The 14655-nt window shown below is 58.6% G+C and carries 15 protein-coding genes; 1 reads left to right on the forward strand and 14 read right to left on the reverse strand.

Annotation, left to right across the window (positions count from 1 at the left end; genetic code table 11):
- Positions 1-22 precede the first annotated feature (22 nt).
- From flgJ to ACA052_RS21385, 14 genes are all read right to left on the reverse strand, one after another.
- Positions 23-1321 carry a flagellar assembly peptidoglycan hydrolase FlgJ gene (gene flgJ, locus ACA052_RS21320; RefSeq protein ID WP_497646663.1) on the reverse strand — a complete coding sequence of 433 codons (1299 nt, stop codon included), beginning with the start codon at positions 1319-1321 and terminating at the stop codon, positions 23-25.
- An 11-nt stretch (positions 1322-1332) separates the two neighbouring features.
- Positions 1333-2421, reverse strand: a complete 1089-nt coding sequence (locus ACA052_RS21325; protein WP_497650376.1) for a flagellar basal body P-ring protein FlgI — start codon at positions 2419-2421, stop codon at positions 1333-1335.
- A 27-nt stretch (positions 2422-2448) separates the two neighbouring features.
- A complete protein-coding gene (gene flgH / locus ACA052_RS21330; RefSeq protein WP_497646664.1) occupies positions 2449-3144 on the reverse strand; it encodes a flagellar basal body L-ring protein FlgH in 696 nt (231 codons plus the stop codon).
- 52 nt (positions 3145-3196) lie between these two features.
- Positions 3197-3982, reverse strand: a complete 786-nt coding sequence (gene flgG / locus ACA052_RS21335) for a flagellar basal-body rod protein FlgG (RefSeq protein WP_462044807.1) — start codon at positions 3980-3982, stop codon at positions 3197-3199.
- Between the two features lie 45 nt (positions 3983-4027).
- A complete protein-coding gene (locus ACA052_RS21340) occupies positions 4028-4768 on the reverse strand; it encodes a flagellar basal body rod protein FlgF (protein WP_497646665.1) in 741 nt (246 codons plus the stop codon).
- A 378-nt stretch (positions 4769-5146) separates the two neighbouring features.
- Positions 5147-5752 (reverse strand): START domain-containing protein, encoded by a 606-nt coding sequence (locus tag ACA052_RS21345; RefSeq protein WP_497646666.1) that lies wholly within the window; start codon positions 5750-5752, stop codon positions 5147-5149.
- A gap of 41 nt (positions 5753-5793) precedes the next feature.
- Positions 5794-6048, reverse strand: a complete 255-nt coding sequence (locus ACA052_RS21350; RefSeq protein WP_497646667.1) for a YkgJ family cysteine cluster protein — start codon at positions 6046-6048, stop codon at positions 5794-5796.
- 165 nt (positions 6049-6213) lie between these two features.
- Positions 6214-6684, reverse strand: coding sequence for a translation initiation factor 2 (locus ACA052_RS21355; RefSeq protein ID WP_497646668.1), 471 nt, complete (start codon positions 6682-6684; stop codon positions 6214-6216).
- An 89-nt stretch (positions 6685-6773) separates the two neighbouring features.
- Positions 6774-8213 carry an aminotransferase-like domain-containing protein gene (locus ACA052_RS21360; RefSeq protein ID WP_059406834.1) on the reverse strand — a complete coding sequence of 480 codons (1440 nt, stop codon included), beginning with the start codon at positions 8211-8213 and terminating at the stop codon, positions 6774-6776.
- 313 nt (positions 8214-8526) lie between these two features.
- Complete coding sequence (locus ACA052_RS21365; RefSeq protein WP_497646669.1) at positions 8527-9339, reverse strand: OmpA family protein; 813 nt, start codon at positions 9337-9339, stop codon at positions 8527-8529.
- The gene (locus ACA052_RS21370) at positions 9336-9692 is read right to left on the reverse strand and encodes a DUF4398 domain-containing protein (protein ID WP_497646670.1); all 357 of its coding nucleotides are present in this window, start codon (positions 9690-9692) and stop codon (positions 9336-9338) included. The genes ACA052_RS21365 and ACA052_RS21370 overlap by 4 nt, the downstream gene beginning before the upstream one ends.
- Positions 9693-9701: 9 nt before the next feature.
- Entirely contained in the window at positions 9702-10526 is an 825-nt protein-coding gene (locus ACA052_RS21375) for a substrate-binding periplasmic protein (protein WP_497646671.1), read from the reverse strand.
- Between the two features lie 215 nt (positions 10527-10741).
- Positions 10742-11671 (reverse strand): electron transfer flavoprotein subunit alpha/FixB family protein, encoded by a 930-nt coding sequence (locus ACA052_RS21380; RefSeq protein ID WP_497646672.1) that lies wholly within the window; start codon positions 11669-11671, stop codon positions 10742-10744.
- A complete protein-coding gene (locus ACA052_RS21385; RefSeq protein ID WP_007945693.1) occupies positions 11672-12421 on the reverse strand; it encodes an electron transfer flavoprotein subunit beta/FixA family protein in 750 nt (249 codons plus the stop codon). It lies immediately after the preceding gene.
- 543 nt (positions 12422-12964) lie between these two features.
- On the opposite strand from ACA052_RS21385, the gene ACA052_RS21390 reads away from it, so the two are divergent.
- Positions 12965-14629, forward strand: a complete 1665-nt coding sequence (locus ACA052_RS21390) for an electron transfer flavoprotein-ubiquinone oxidoreductase (protein WP_497646673.1) — start codon at positions 12965-12967, stop codon at positions 14627-14629.
- Positions 14630-14655 lie beyond the last annotated feature (26 nt).

The following is a 14655-nucleotide window of genomic DNA, read 5'->3' on the forward strand; positions in this document are numbered from 1 at the left end:
TTCAGACCTTATAACTTATGCCTCAAAGAGGCGTAGTGGAGGCGCCCGCCGCAGCGTAGTTCTGATAACTCGTCATCTGCTTGGCTATCTGCGAAATCTTGCTAGCGTATTCCGGGTCGGTTGCATAACCGGCCTTTTGCAGTTCGCGTACAAACTGTTCTGGGTTATCGGCCGACTTCACAACATCTTGATAGCGATTATTGGTTTGCAGCAGCGTCACGAGGTCATGGAAGCTGTCCTTGTACGAGCCGTAGGAACGGAACTCGGCCGTCTCCTTGACCATCTCGCCATTCCTGAACTCGCTGGTAATCGCCCGCGCCGAATCGCCCTTCCAGCTGCTGCCGGCCTTGATGCCGAACAGGTTGTGGCTGCTGCTGCCATCCTGGGCGCGCATGACCGATTTGCCCCAACCGGTTTCCAGGGCCGCCTGAGCCACCAGGTAACGCGGATCGACACCGATGCGGTCGGCGGCTTCCTTGGCCATTGGCAGCATGGTGTTGACGAATTCGTCGGCGGAACTGAAGGCTTTCTTCGCCGGCGCCAGCGGTATCTGAGCCATGGCACGGCCGTAGACCTGCATGCGCCCGGTGGAGGTCGAATCTGTTTGCGAGGCCAGCCAGTCGCCATTGAACAATGGACCGGCACCGGTCTTGGCACTCGACGGCAATTGGGTTTTATTCAGCGCGTTCGCGGCAGTCGTTGCGCTGGTCGAGGCCGACGGAACCAGGCCTGCGAGCAAGCGATCAGCCAGTTTCGGCGGCAGCGCCAGGCGTCGCTGATTGATCAGTGCCATGTCGTTGCGATGTGCGCCCTCGCCCGCCGCTTGCGGTGAACGCACGGAGCGCGACGCCCACAACGGACGCTCCCCGTTGAGACGCGACAGCGGCCCGTTAGTGGCGGTCGTACCGGCGGCAATCGGCGTTTCAACCGCAGCTTTCGCAGCAGCCTGTTTAGCTGCCGACGCCGCCGCAGCTTCACCCGGCGCCAACGGTTTGTTCTTCGACATCTGACGCATCAGCACGTCTGCCAAACCGATACCGCCGCCTTCGCGGGACATGGAAACGGCCAGTTGCTGATCGTACATTTCCTGGTATTGCTTGGCGGCGGGCGTGTTCAGCGGATTGTCCTGGCCCAGCGCTTCGGTGGCCGAGCGCATGGACTTGAGCATTTCACCGAGGAACAGCGACTCGAATTCCTGCGCCACCTTGCGCATGTTGCCGTCGCTGTCCTTGTCGCCGACCTTAAGTTGGTTCAGTCGATTGAGGTCCGAATAGGAACCCGAGTCGCTACTGCTGACCAGACCGCTCTTGCGCATATCCATGGTCGCCGTCCTCAGATCACGATCAGGTCGGCTTGCAACGCGCCAGCCTGCTTCAGTGCTTCAAGGATCGCCATCAAGTCACCCGGCGCGGCGCCTACCTGATTCACCGCACGTACGATTTCGTCGAGGGTGGTGCCCGGGCCAAACTTGAACATCGGCTTGGCTTCTTGCTGGGCGTTGACCCGCGAGCGCGGCACGACCGCCGTCTGACCATTGGACAGAGGGCCGGGTTGGCTGACGATCGGGTCTTCGGTGATGGTCACGGTCAAGCTGCCATGAGTCACGGCGGCCGGTGAAACCTTGACGTTCTGCCCGATCACGATGGTGCCGGTACGGGAGTTGATGATGACTTTCGCCACCGCCTGGCCCGGATCAACTTCAAGGTTTTCGAGGATCGACAGGTAGTCGACCCGCTGGCTTGGATCGAGCGGCGCACTGACGCGAATTGAACCACCGTCGATGGCCTGGGCAACACCAGGGCCAAGCATGTTGTTGATCTTGTCGACGATGCGTTTGGCAGTGGTGAAATCCGAACGATTGAGGTTCAGGGTCAAGCTGTTGCCCTGGTTGAAACCGCTCGGCACCGCTCGCTCGACCGATGCACCGCCCGGGATGCGACCTGCCGACGGAACGTTGACGGTGATCTTCGAACCGTCGCGACCTTCGGCATCAAAACCGCCGACGACCAGGTTGCCCTGGGCAATTGCATAAACGTTGCCGTCGATACCTTTGAGCGGCGTCAGCAGCAAGGTGCCGCCGCGCAAGCTCTTGGAGTTACCAATGGACGACACGGTGATGTCGACCTGCTGACCCGGCTTGGCGAACGCCGGCAAGTCGGCGCTGATCGACACCGCCGCGACGTTCTTCAACTGCACGTTGCCCGAACCCGGCGGCACCTTGATGCCGAACTGCGAGAGCATGTTGTTGAAGGTTTGCAGGGTGAATGGCGTTTGCGTCGTCTGGTCGCCGGTACCGTTAAGCCCGACCACCAGGCCGTAGCCGATCAATTGGTTGGAACGCACGCCGGAAATACTGGCGATGTCCTTCAGCCGCTCGGCTTGAGCGTTGAAGGCCGCGGACAGCAAAAGTGCGGCCACCATCAGGCTTTTGAAATTCAACGTAGCCACCTAGAAAGGGAACAGCGGGCTGAGGAAGAAACGGTCGAACCAGCCTGGCTGACTCGCATCGGCAAACGAACCGGTGCCCGAGTAGGTGATGCGTGCATCGGCGACGCGGGTCGACGACACGGTGTTGTCCGTAGAGATATCGTCGGCGCGGACCAGACCGGCAATCCGTACCAACTCGTCGCCGGTATTGAGGGTCATCCACTTCTCGCCACGTACAGCGATGATGCCGTTGGGCAATACGTCGGCCACGGTCACGGTGATAGAACCGGTCAGGGTGTTGCCCTGCGCTGCCTTACTGTCGCCTTTGGTTGCACGATCGCCTTCATAGCTGGCATCCAGACTCAGGTCACCACTGCCGAACGGGTTGTTGGTATTGGGCGTGGAGCCAAACAGCGAACTGAGGCCGATGCTGGCCTTGCTGTTCTTGCCAATTTGCGAGTTGGCGTTTTTGCTCGCCTGGGTCTTCTCGTTCAGGGTAATGGTGATGATGTCACCGACCCGGAACGCCTTGCGGTCGCCATACAGGTTCTGTTCGAAACCGGCCTGGTAGATCGAGCCGTTATTCGCGGCAGCCGGCAACGGCGTTCGCGGCATCACCGGGGCGTAGTAGGGATCATTGGGCTTGGGTGTCGTAGGAACACAGCCCGCGAGCACGGCGATCCCACTCAATGCCAGAACAGAAACGAAGCGATTCATGACCCTACCTCACGGTGTTGCAGGCGACCTCATGGCCGCCTCATAGACTTGATTACAGATTCTGCGTTACGAACGAGAGCATCTGGTCGGCGGTGGAGATCACCTTGGAGTTCATCTCGTAGGCGCGCTGAGTGGTGATCATGTTGACCATCTCCTCAACGGTGCTGACGTTGGACGTTTCCAGGGTGTTCTGCAGCGTGGTGCCGAAACCGGCGAGGCCCGGCGTACCGACTTGCGGCGCGCCGCTGGCAGCGGTTTCCAGGAACAGGTTGTTACCCACCGCTTGCAGACCGGCCGGGTTGATGAAGTCGGCGGTTTGCAGGTTACCGATCACCTGGGAGGCCGGGTTGCCGGCAACGGTGATGGACACGGTACCGTCGCGGCCGACCGTGAAGGTCTGGGCATCGTTCGGGATGACAATGGCCGGTTCCAGGGCGAAGCCGCTGGCGTTCACGATCTGGCCATTGGAGTCCAGGTGGAACGTACCGTCACGGGTGTAGGACGTGGTGCCGTCCGGCTGCAGAATCTGGAAGAAACCGCGACCGTCGACCGCCAGGTCCAACGGCTGCTCGGTGGTTTGCAGGCTGCCAGCGGTGAAGTTTTTCTGGGTGCCGACAATGCGCACGCCGGTACCCAGTTGCAGACCCGACGGCAGTTCGCTGTCCTGGGTCGACTGGGCGCCAGGCTGGCGTTTGATCTGGTAGAGCAAGTCCTGGAACTCGGCGCGGTCACGTTTGAAACCCGTGGTCGACACGTTCGCCAGGTTGTTGGAAATGGTCGTCAGGTTGGTGTCCTGGGCGGACAGACCTGTTTTGGCAACCCATAGAGCCGGAAGCATTCGATTCTCCTCGTGCGCCTGTTTTACGGCGCGACGTTCTGATAATTAGCTGATCTGCAAGACCCGAGCCATGGCCTGGTCATCGTCTTTGGCGGTGTTCATCATCTTGATGTGCAGCTCGAACTGCTTGGACAAAGCCAGCACCGAGGTCATTTCTTCCACGGCATTGACGTTGCTCGACTCCAGGAAACCGGAGATCAGCTTCACGCCGGCATCGGCTTGCGCCGGCTGGCCGTCCTTGGTGTGGATCGAACCATCCAGCCCCTTGGTCATGTTCTTGAAATCAGGATTGACCAGCTTGATGCGGTCGACTTCGGCCATCACGCGCGGACCTTCGCCCATCGCACGGATGCTGATGGTGCCATCCTCGCCCACTTCGATTTGCTGCTCGGGCGGCACGGCAATCGGACCGCCATTGCCGATCACCGGCATACCGTTGCCGGCACGCAGCACGCCCAGGGCGTCAACGTTCAGGCTGCCGGTGCGCACATAGCTTTCGCCACCGTCCGGGTTCTGCACGGCAAGCCAGCCACTGCCTTGCACGGCGACGTCGAGGTCGCGACCGGTTTCGATCAAGGCGCCCGGCGAGAAGTCGGTGGCCGGACGCTCGGACATGGCAAACGCACGCGCCGGAAAGCTGTCACCAAACACGGGCATCGAACGCGCCTGCTCCAGGTCTTTCTGGAAGCCGTTCGTGGAGATGTTCGCCAGGTTGTTGGCATGAGCCTTCTGCGCCAGTGCATTCTGGCTGGCGCCGGTCATTGCCACATAAAGGTACTTGTCCACACTCTTTCCTCTGCATGCCGGACGTTTGCCGCCCACTGCTGTACTGCTGGACCATAAGCAATTTGCAGACCAACTTTTTTTTGGCGGCGTGGGGGCTGGGAAACAAAGGGTTTGAGGGGGTCGGAGGAGAAATGGGGATTGTGTCAAAGTCGAAAAACCGGCGGTGTTGTGCCGCTTACGGCAATTACCGGCCTGATCGTTGGGTTGGGTTGGGGTACATATCCATTTCTGCAGTAACGGCTGCTGGCGGTTTCGCTTTTACAGCGAGTCCCTTTTTCAAACGGTTTGCAAAAAGGGAGTCGCTGTAAAAGCGAAACCAACATCAGCCTTTACCAAAAAAACGGATATGCCCCCAATCGATGAAAAAAAACTGCGCGATTACTTCTCAGCGCGTTCCTTCAAAGCTTTCAAAGTATTGAACGGCGCATCGACCACAAACTTGTTGGCGACCATCGACGGTATGCTGCCGCCCGGCTCGGTGTGCACCTGGTAGGTCACTTCAATCTGGTCGCCCTTGGGCACGAACTTCCAGAAACCGTCGACCTTGGCCACCCGCACAAAACCCTTTTCTTCAGGAATGTACTTCGGCACGCCTTCGAGCTTACGGGTCAGGCTGCCATCGGCGCCTTCGACGGTGGTGACATGCAATACCGAATCGCGCGGCGTGACCGGCCACGGCGTATTGAACTGGGTGTAAGTCCAGCTCTGATCACCTTCGTGCTTGAGCAGCTTCTGCATCTTGCACTCATGAATCCAGGCGCAGGCTCCTGCCACGTCCTCCTGCAACGCACGCAGTTTGGCCATGGTGGTTTTCATCAGGGTAACGCCCTGATAAGCCTTGTAGTCAGAGCCGGCCACTTCGCTCAAGGACACCTTGATGCCGTCCTCATTCTTGGCCACCTTCCAGTCTTCGGCCTGAGCGGCCGACGTACCCAGAACAACCGTCAAACCACACAGCACAGCCAAACGATGCAGCGAACCCATAATCTTATTCCTTATTGTTGAAATTCCGTTTGTTGAACACATCACGCCGCCGTCATTTGTTCCCACCAGCCAAGCAGCCTGACGGCCTCTTCACTGCTGCCGCCACACACCTCGATATCGGCTTCAAATGCGGAGCAAACCGCTGGACGCTCCGGTTTTCCGAAAATACTGCACAGATTATCGACAGAAAGTTGCAGGCAACGTTCTCCGGCAGCTTTGCCATTGGGCATTCCGGGAATCGGTGAACTGATGGAAGGGGCAATGCAACAAGCGCCACAGCCTTCACGGCATTTCATGACGACGAGCTCCTCGCGACGGGCGATGTGTTAAAGGACGGGGCACAGAGTAACCGCTAAAACAGTTGTTTAAAATTACCTGAAGCCGGGTTTTTTCGCTGAAACGAAGGTGACTGACCAGTCTCCGACAAAGCGTCTGGCTGGCGGGTCACGGATGGGAAGGAATTACCGCTTGAACTCGAATTCAAGTGCAGCACCTTCCACCTCACGACGCTCTTCATTGCGCAGTTGCAACTGCATTTCGTTGTTGATCAGCCTTCCGTTGAGCTGAAACGGTGCATTGCCCTTGTCACCGAACATTTGCGGTAACACCGTATCGTGTTTGGGCAACGGCACCGTGCCGATCGGTTTCAGTTCCTCGGCCATGTCCTTGGGCAGGCTCAAATCGAGGTTGGCCGAAGGCAGTGGGGTTTTCACCACCTCACTGGCCGGTTTCGATTTGGAGGCAATCGGTGGACGTTTCTTGACAGTTGCCGGATTCTTTTTGACCGGCGCGGCTTTTTTGGTCTGTGCCGTTTTTTTCGACGCAGTGCTGGCGGCCGGTTTTTCCTGAACGGCAGCCGCCATGACGCCTTCGGCGCGAACAGTCATCAACAGGCAGATCGATAGCCAGACGGCGAGAAAAATAGGTTTCATGGACACAACAGCGCTAACGGCAGAGGGCCGTATGCTCGCCTGTTGGACGCAACAAGACAAGCTCGGGCAGGAAGAACCTGCCCATCCTCTCAAATTCCGCCTGCCATCTCCTGGCAGAGCTGGGTAGCCAGCATGCCAAGGGTCATCAACGCGCGCTCGGCCTCACGGTTCCAGGGTGTACCGCAGTTCAACCGGATGCAGTGATTGAACTGCTCGGTATTACTGAAAATCAGCCCCGGCGCGATGCTGATGCCTTGCTGCAAGGCCCGCACGTGCAACTCCTGGGTGTTGACCCGCCCAGGCAAACTGACCCACAGAATGAAACCGCCGGTTGGCCGCGTCATCTGCGTGCCTTCCGGGAAATACTGCTGCACTGCCAGCTGGAAAGCGCTGAGGTTTTTACGGTATTCCTGGCGGATGTAACGCAAGTGACGGTCGTATCCACCATTTTCCAGATAAGCCGCGATGCCCATCTGCGTGACGCTGCAGGCGGAATGCGTACTGAACGTTTGCAAGCGCTGGATTTCCTGCTGGTACTTGCCGGCGATCATCCAGCCAATACGCACCCCCGGCGAGAGGGTTTTGGAGAAGCTCGAGCAATAGATCACCCGATCCAGCCGGTCATACGCCTTGAGGGATTTGGTGCGACCCTGCTCAAACATCAATTCGCCGTAGATATCATCTTCGACAATCTGGATATCGAAATCAGAAGCCAGGCGCAGCAGTTGCTTCTGCCGTTCTTCTGGCATGGTGCCGCCCAAAGGATTGCTCAGACGAGTGGTCAGCACCAACGCCTTGATCGACCATTGGTTGGCCGCCAGTTGCAGCGCTTCGAGGCTCATGCCGGTGGCTGGATCGCTGGGGATCTCAATGACTTTCAGGCCCAGCAGGTCTGCCAGTTGCAGCAACCCGTAATAGGTCGGCGACTCGGCCGCGATCAAGTCACCGGGCCGGGTCAGCACGCGCAGCGACATCTGTAACGCATCGACGCAGCCATGGGTGATCACCACCTCGGACGGATCGACCACCACGCCGGCGTCACGCATGCGGATCGCCACTTGCCGACGCAACGGCTCGAAACCGGGGCTGAACATGTAGCTGAAAGCGCGCGGGCTATGGAAACGGGTGACTTTGGCCAGTTGCTGGTGCAGCGCTCGCACCGGCAGATAATCCACGCTCGGTACTGCCGCGCCCAAGGGAAATACACCCTCGCGACGAGATTCGACCAACACTTGCTGAATGATGCTGCTGCGAGTGACCAGGCCGGGGCGCTCGACCCGCGCGATATCCGGCGTCGGCGCCGTCAGCGCCGGCGTCTGGTGCACGTAGTAACCCGACTGCGGCCGGGCACGGATCAGCCCCTGATCTTCGAGATTGGCGTAAGCCTGCAACACCGTGGCATGGCTGACGTTTAGCTGCGAGCTCATCTTGCGCACCGAAGGCACGCGCTCTCCCGGTTGATAGACACCGCGACGGATGTCTTCGGCCAGTTGCTGAGCAATACGTTGGTAGAGCAAGAGATTGGTCATGACGCAGCACTCGATTTCACGGGCATTTTATTCTTGTGTAAAACAATACCGGAACAGTTTAGAAGTGTACGGGGACAGTTGCCACAATAGTCGACAGTACAGTGCAGTGTCAGCAAAATCTGTACTGCTTTCGAGGCAAATGGCAGGCGCAAAAAAACCCGGCGCTGTCTGGCAGGCCGGGTTGTCGGAGCTGTGTAGGAGCTGTCGAGTGAAACGAGGCTGCGATCTTTCCGGTTCACTTGCGTCCCAAGCGAAAGATCAAAAGATCGCAGCCTCGTTTCTCTCGGCAGCTCCTACAGGATGCATGCCGGACTCAGCGGGCGGCGCCGAGCTGGCCTTTTTCGTCGGAGAACACAATTTCCACCCGACGGTTCTGTGCACGACCTCGCTCGGAAGCGTTCACGTCCACCGGGTACTCGTCGCCATAACCTTCGACCTGGATGCGTTTGTCATCGATGCCAAGGTCCATCAGCACGTCCGCCACCGATTGCGCACGGTCACGCGACAGCTTGAGGTTGTCCTGTTTACCGCCGGTGCTGTCGGTGTAGCCTTCGATACGCACCACACGCTTGGGGTTGAGCTGCAGGAACTGCACGATTTTCAGCACCACGCGGTTTGCGGAGTTTTTCAACTCCGCCTCGCCCGTGTCGAACAGCACATCGCCCAGCGTCATCACCAAACCACGGTCGGTCTGAGTCGTGGCCAGCGCAACGATCTGTTCTTCAAGCCACTTGCCCTGCTGCTGCACGCTCAGCAGTTTGGATTCGCGCAGGGCGAGTTGAAGGCGCTGACGCTCCAGTTCGAGCTTCGCCGCACGCTCTTCGTTGAGCACTTGATTGGTGTGCTCTCGGGCGATTTCGCTGTAACGCTGGCTAAGATAAGCGTATTGCAGCACATCCGAACCGCTGCCCCAGTAGCTGGACAGTCGATCCGCACGGGCCAGGGACTCACCGGCGCGAATCACATCCTTGGGCGCGATACGCAACACATTGGAATCTTCCTTGACCTTCTGGAAGTCAGTGCCGGCCTGCTGCAACGCGGCCTCGCTGTGCTGGCCCGCGCAACCATAAAGGCTGGCGCAACCGGCAAGGATCAAACCGCCGAGCACTGTGGACTTGAGGCTCATTGGGCATCTCCCAGCTGCTTGCGCAGACGGGTGATGCGGGTGTTGAGCACGTTCAACTGCTCCTCGCTCTTGAGGGTCAGCACTTTGGCCTCGGCCAGGCGCGCGTCCAGCTCGGCCTGTTCGGCCCGCATGCGCGCATGTTTGTAGGACTGATCGGTCATGTCGCCCTGGGCACGGGTGAATTTTTCTTCGGCCAGCTTCATTTCCGGCACGTCGTCGGCAGTGGCGCCCACGGCCTTGGCTTGTTCAAGTGCCTGTTCAGTCAATCGTATTTGTTCATTCGGCGCCGGATCGGCTGCACAACCCGCCAGAGCCAGAACGGCCAGGGCAGCGAAAAGAGGTCGAATACTCACTAAAAATCCCTACTGTTTTGGGGTACTGGCGGGTTGTTGCTGCTGTGATTTCCAACGCTCGATATTGCGTTGCAGCACAGCCTCCGTCAGTCCGGACGCGGGCAATTCTGTCATCTTTTTGGCCAGCTGTCCGCGCAACCACGGATCGTTGCAGGCGGAGTTATGGGAAAGCGCAAGGTACAGACCGGGTTTGTCGACCGGTTGTGGACGTGCGACCAGGTCGTTGGCCATGCTCAATGCCTGCGCGGCCGCCATGCCCGAGTAGCGTCCAGCCAGGACAAATTCCACCTCGCCCATGAGCAATTTCTGAAAGGCCTGGGTCAGGTTCGGAGTACGCGCGAGGGTTAATTGCTGCTCGGCGAACGTGCCAAATGCCGAGGTCATTCGAGACTTTTCCGACAAAGCGCCGGGATGTCCGTGAAGGTCCTGCGCTTCGTTGTAGACCAATGCCGAGTCTTTGCGGGTCCAGACCAGATAATCGTTTTCCAGCAACGGCGGATGAATGTAATCCAGGGTTTCCAGCCCGCTGACCGTCAGCGGCGCATCGGCCAGCATGTCCATGCGCCCGCTACGCACTTCATCAAGAGCCTGGGCACGTTTGCCGGCGTAAAGCAGCTCGACCTTGATGCCCAACTGCCCTGCCACTTGCTGCAACAGATCGGCACTGGCGCCGATCAGGTGCTTGGGGTTTTGCGGGTCTTGCCACAGATAGGGTGGCGCATCCGGACTGCCGGTGACGACCAGGCGTTCGCACTTGCCCGCTGCGATGGACAGCCCGGGTAATGTCATCAGGCCCAGCAGCAGTGACCAACTGAACGCTCCGCGCAGATCCATGGCAATCCTCTCCACTCAAACTCGGTTATATCCCCTGTGGAACTGTGTAGGAGCTGCCGAGTGAAACGAGGCTGCGATCTTTTGATCTTATTTTTAAAAAGAAAAATCAAAAGATCGCAGCCTCGTTTCACTCGGCAGCTCCTACACAGCTCCTACAGAAGAACAAAAAAAAGCCCGACCAAAAGGTCGGGCTCTTTATAGGTCAAGCGGCTGGATTAGACCAGCTTCTCGAACTCGGGGATGGCTTCGAACAGGTCCGCCACCAGGCCGTAATCGGCCACCTGGAAGATCGGCGCTTCTTCGTCCTTGTTGATCGCAACGATCACCTTGGAGTCTTTCATGCCGGCCAGGTGCTGGATCGCGCCGGAGATACCGACCGCGATGTACAGCTGTGGAGCAACGATCTTGCCGGTCTGACCGACCTGCATATCGTTGGGTACAAAACCTGCGTCGACCGCGGCGCGGGAAGCACCGACAGCGGCGCCCAGCTTGTCAGCCAAGGCGTACAGGTGTTTGAAGTTGTCGCCGTTCTGCATGCCACGACCGCCGGAAACGACGATCTTGGCAGCGGTCAGTTCCGGACGATCGGACTTGGCCAGTTCTTCGCCGACGAAGCTGGAAGTGCCAGCGTCGTGAGCAGCAGCAACCGCTTCAACCGAAGCCGAACCGCCTTCAGCAGCTACCGGGTCGAAACCGGTGGCACGCACGGTGATCACTTTGACCGCGGCGTTCGATTGAACGGTTGCGATCGCGTTACCGGCGTAGATCGGGCGCTTGAAGGTGTCAGCGCTTTCGACCGAGATGATCTCGGAGATCTGGTCAACGTCCAGCTGAGCGGCAACGCGCGGCAGGATGTTTTTGCCGTTGGAGGTAGCGGCAGCCAGGATATGGCTGTAGCCAGCGCCCAGTTCGGCCACCAGCGGAGCTACGTTTTCCGGCAGTTGGTGAGCGTAGGCGGCGTTGTCGGCCACCAGCACTTTAGCCACGCCAGCGATTTTCGCAGCGGCTTCAGCCACGGCGCCAACGCCAAGGCCAGCAACCAGAACGTGGATGTCACCACCGATTTTGGCGGCAGCAGCAACGGTGTTCAGTGTGGCCGGGGCCACTACTTTGTTGTCGTGTTCTGCAATAACCAAGATAGTCATTTAGATTACCTTCGCTTCGTTTTTCAGTTTCTCGACCAGTTCAGCCACCGACTTGACCTTGATACCCGCGCTGCGTGCAGCAGGCGCTTCGACTTTCACGGTCTTGTTGGTGGAGGCGGTGGAAACGCCCAAAGCGTCCGGAGTCAGCACTTCGAGAGGCTTTTTCTTGGCTTTCATGATGTTTGGCAGGGACGCGTAGCGCGGCTCGTTCAAACGCAGGTCGGTGGTGACGATGGCTGGCAGTTTCAGGGAAACCGTCTGCGCCCCGCCGTCGACTTCGCGAGTCACGGCAACGCTGTCGCCGCTGATTTCGACTTTCGACGCGAAGGTGCCCTGACCGTAGCCGCTCAATGCAGCGAGCATTTGGCCCGTCTGGTTGTTGTCGCTGTCGATGGCTTGTTTGCCAAGGATCACCAGCTGAGGCTGTTCCTTGTCGACAACCGCTTTCAACAGTTTGGCAACGGCCAGGGACGTCAGGTCTTCGGCGGATTCGACGAGGATGGCGCGATCGGCACCCAGAGCCAGCGCGGTGCGCAGTTGCTCTTGAGCAGTGGACGGGCCGACGGAGACGACGACGATTTCAGTCGCAACGCCTTTCTCTTTCAGGCGTACGGCTTCTTCCACTGCGATTTCGCAGAACGGGTTCATCGACATCTTCACGTTAGCGAGGTCGACGCCGGAATTGTCCGCCTTGACGCGGACCTTGACGTTGTAATCCACAACGCGTTTGACAGCTACAAGAACCTTCATGGATTCCTCGTTACTCTCCGGTGAAAAGAAAGTCGCCTAGGCGAACCTGGCGGTTGATGCTCATCGGCGCAAGGGCACCTCTAAAAACGCTGGCACAGAATCCGGTGAACGCGCTCATGAGGGTATGACCGTTCGTCAGTGGTGACCGAGGAGTCATTCATTATCGCGACGTGTAGACTGCGCGCTCAAAGATCGCAACGCATCATCCGGTACTGCCATCGCCCTGTCTTTAGAGGTGCTCTTGAAACCTATAGTCAGCCTACGGCGAGCGCAAAACCGACCGTATCTTGACCGGAACGCCTATTCTGGTCAATACGGCAAAATGGCCGTTCATAAGCCGGGTGACTTTGATTTATCTGGCCTGGAGCCGATTCAAACAAACGTTTGTATTGGACGCTGGGAGTGGTGTAGATATAATGCGCCACCCAGAGAGAAAGGTGGTTCATCGATTGTCCTCTCCCCCGCTCGTGCAGGGGTTCATGGATGCGACACCAAACCTCCAATTAGAAAAAAAACTGTTGAGCCTTGAGTAGGAGATAACCTGTGGAACGCGAATACATGGAATTCGACGTGGTCATCGTCGGTGCCGGCCCCGCTGGTCTTTCCGCTGCCTGCCGATTGAAGCAGAAGGCCGCCGAAGCCGGTAAGGAAATCAGCGTCTGCGTGGTCGAAAAAGGCTCCGAGGTCGGTGCTCACATCCTGTCCGGTGCCGTGTTCGAACCACGCGCCCTGAACGAATTGTTCCCGGACTGGAAAGAACTTGGCGCCCCGCTGAACACGCCGGTCACTCGCGATGACATTTTCGTCCTCAAGAACGCTGACAGCGCGCAGAAAATTCCTGACCTCTTTGTGCCCAAGACCATGCACAACGAAGGCAACTACATCATCTCCCTGGGCAACCTGTGCCGCTGGCTGGCCCAGCAGGCCGAGAACCTTGGCGTAGAAATCTACCCAGGCTTCGCCGCTCAGGAAGCGCTGTTCGACGAGAACGGCGTGGTTCGCGGGATCATCACCGGCGACCTCGGTGTTGACCGCGAAGGCCATCCGAAAGAAGGCCTGTACACCCCAGGCATGGAACTGCGTGGCAAGTACACGCTGTTCGCCGAAGGTTGCCGTGGCCACATCGGCAAGCAACTGATCAAGCGCTTCAACCTCGACAGCGATGCCGACGCCCAGCACTACGGCATCGGCCTGAAAGAAATCTGGGAAATCGACCCTGCCAAGCATCAGCCAGGCCTGGTGGTGCACACCGCCGGTTGGCCGCTGGACATCATGGGCACCGAGAACACCGGTGGCTCGTTCCTCTATCACCTGGAAAACAACCAGGTGGTCGTCGGCCTGATCGTCGATCTGTCCTACAGCAACACCTACCTGTCGCCGTTCGACGAGTTCCAGCGCCTCAAGCACCACCCGGTGCTCAAGCAGTACCTGGAAGGCGGCAAGCGCATCAGTTACGGCGCTCGCGCCATCTGCAAGGGTGGCCTGAACTCGCTGCCGAAAATGGTCTTCAAGGGCGGCGCGCTGATCGGTTGCGACCTCGGCACCCTGAACTTCGCCAAGATCAAAGGCAGCCACACCGCGATGAAGTCCGGCATGCTCGCCGCTGAATCCGTGGCCGAGGCGCTGTTCGCTGAAAAAGACGGTACCGAGGAGCTGACCACTTACGTCGATGCGTTCAAGAAGAGCTGGCTTTACGACGAACTGTTCGCCAGCCGTAACTTCGGCCCGGCGATCCACAAGTTCGGTGCTATCGTCGGCGGTGGTTTCAACTGGCTGGACCAGAACATCTTCGGCGGCAAACTGCCGTTCACCTTGCACGACACCAAGCCGGACTACGCTTGCCTGAAACTCGCGGCCGACTGCAAGAAGATCGACTACCCGAAACCAGACGGCAAGATCAGCTTCGACAAACTCAGCTCGGTATTCATCTCCGGTACCAACCACGAAGAAGAACAGCCGTGCCACCTGAAGCTGACCGACCCGAGCATCCCGATCAGCAAGAACCTGCCACTGTACGATGAGCCTGCCCAGCGTTACTGCCCGGCCGGCGTGTACGAAGTGGTGACCAAGGAAGACGGCGAAAAACGCTTCCAGATCAACGCCCAGAACTGCGTTCACTGCAAGACCTGCGACATCAAGGACCCTGCACAGAACATCACGTGGGTGGCACCGGAAGGTGCTGGCGGCCCGACTTACCCGAACATGTAAGTCAACTGCCTGAACATCGAGGCTCC

The organism is Pseudomonas sp. LBUM1644 (assembly GCF_059716195.1).

Coding starts and splice junctions, on each gene's coding strand:
- ACA052_RS21355 (WP_497646668.1), bottom strand. CDS start 6,684: ATGAAACCTATTTTTCTCGCCGTCTGGCTATCGATCTGCCTGTTGATG.
- ACA052_RS21365 (WP_497646669.1), bottom strand. CDS start 9,339: ATGAGCCTCAAGTCCACAGTGCTCGGCGGTTTGATCCTTGCCGGTTGC.
- ACA052_RS21350 (WP_497646667.1), bottom strand. CDS start 6,048: ATGAAATGCCGTGAAGGCTGTGGCGCTTGTTGCATTGCCCCTTCCATC.
- ACA052_RS21360 (WP_059406834.1), bottom strand. CDS start 8,213: ATGACCAATCTCTTGCTCTACCAACGTATTGCTCAGCAACTGGCCGAA.
- ACA052_RS21325 (WP_497650376.1), bottom strand. CDS start 2,421: ATGGTGGCCGCACTTTTGCTGTCCGCGGCCTTCAACGCTCAAGCCGAG.
- ACA052_RS21375 (WP_497646671.1), bottom strand. CDS start 10,526: ATGGATCTGCGCGGAGCGTTCAGTTGGTCACTGCTGCTGGGCCTGATG.
- flgJ (WP_497646663.1), bottom strand. CDS start 1,321: ATGGATATGCGCAAGAGCGGTCTGGTCAGCAGTAGCGACTCGGGTTCC.
- flgG (WP_462044807.1), bottom strand. CDS start 3,982: ATGCTTCCGGCTCTATGGGTTGCCAAAACAGGTCTGTCCGCCCAGGAC.
- ACA052_RS21380 (WP_497646672.1), bottom strand. CDS start 11,671: ATGACTATCTTGGTTATTGCAGAACACGACAACAAAGTAGTGGCCCCG.
- flgH (WP_497646664.1), bottom strand. CDS start 3,144: ATGAATCGCTTCGTTTCTGTTCTGGCATTGAGTGGGATCGCCGTGCTC.
- ACA052_RS21345 (WP_497646666.1), bottom strand. CDS start 5,752: ATGGGTTCGCTGCATCGTTTGGCTGTGCTGTGTGGTTTGACGGTTGTT.
- ACA052_RS21385 (WP_007945693.1), bottom strand. CDS start 12,421: ATGAAGGTTCTTGTAGCTGTCAAACGCGTTGTGGATTACAACGTCAAG.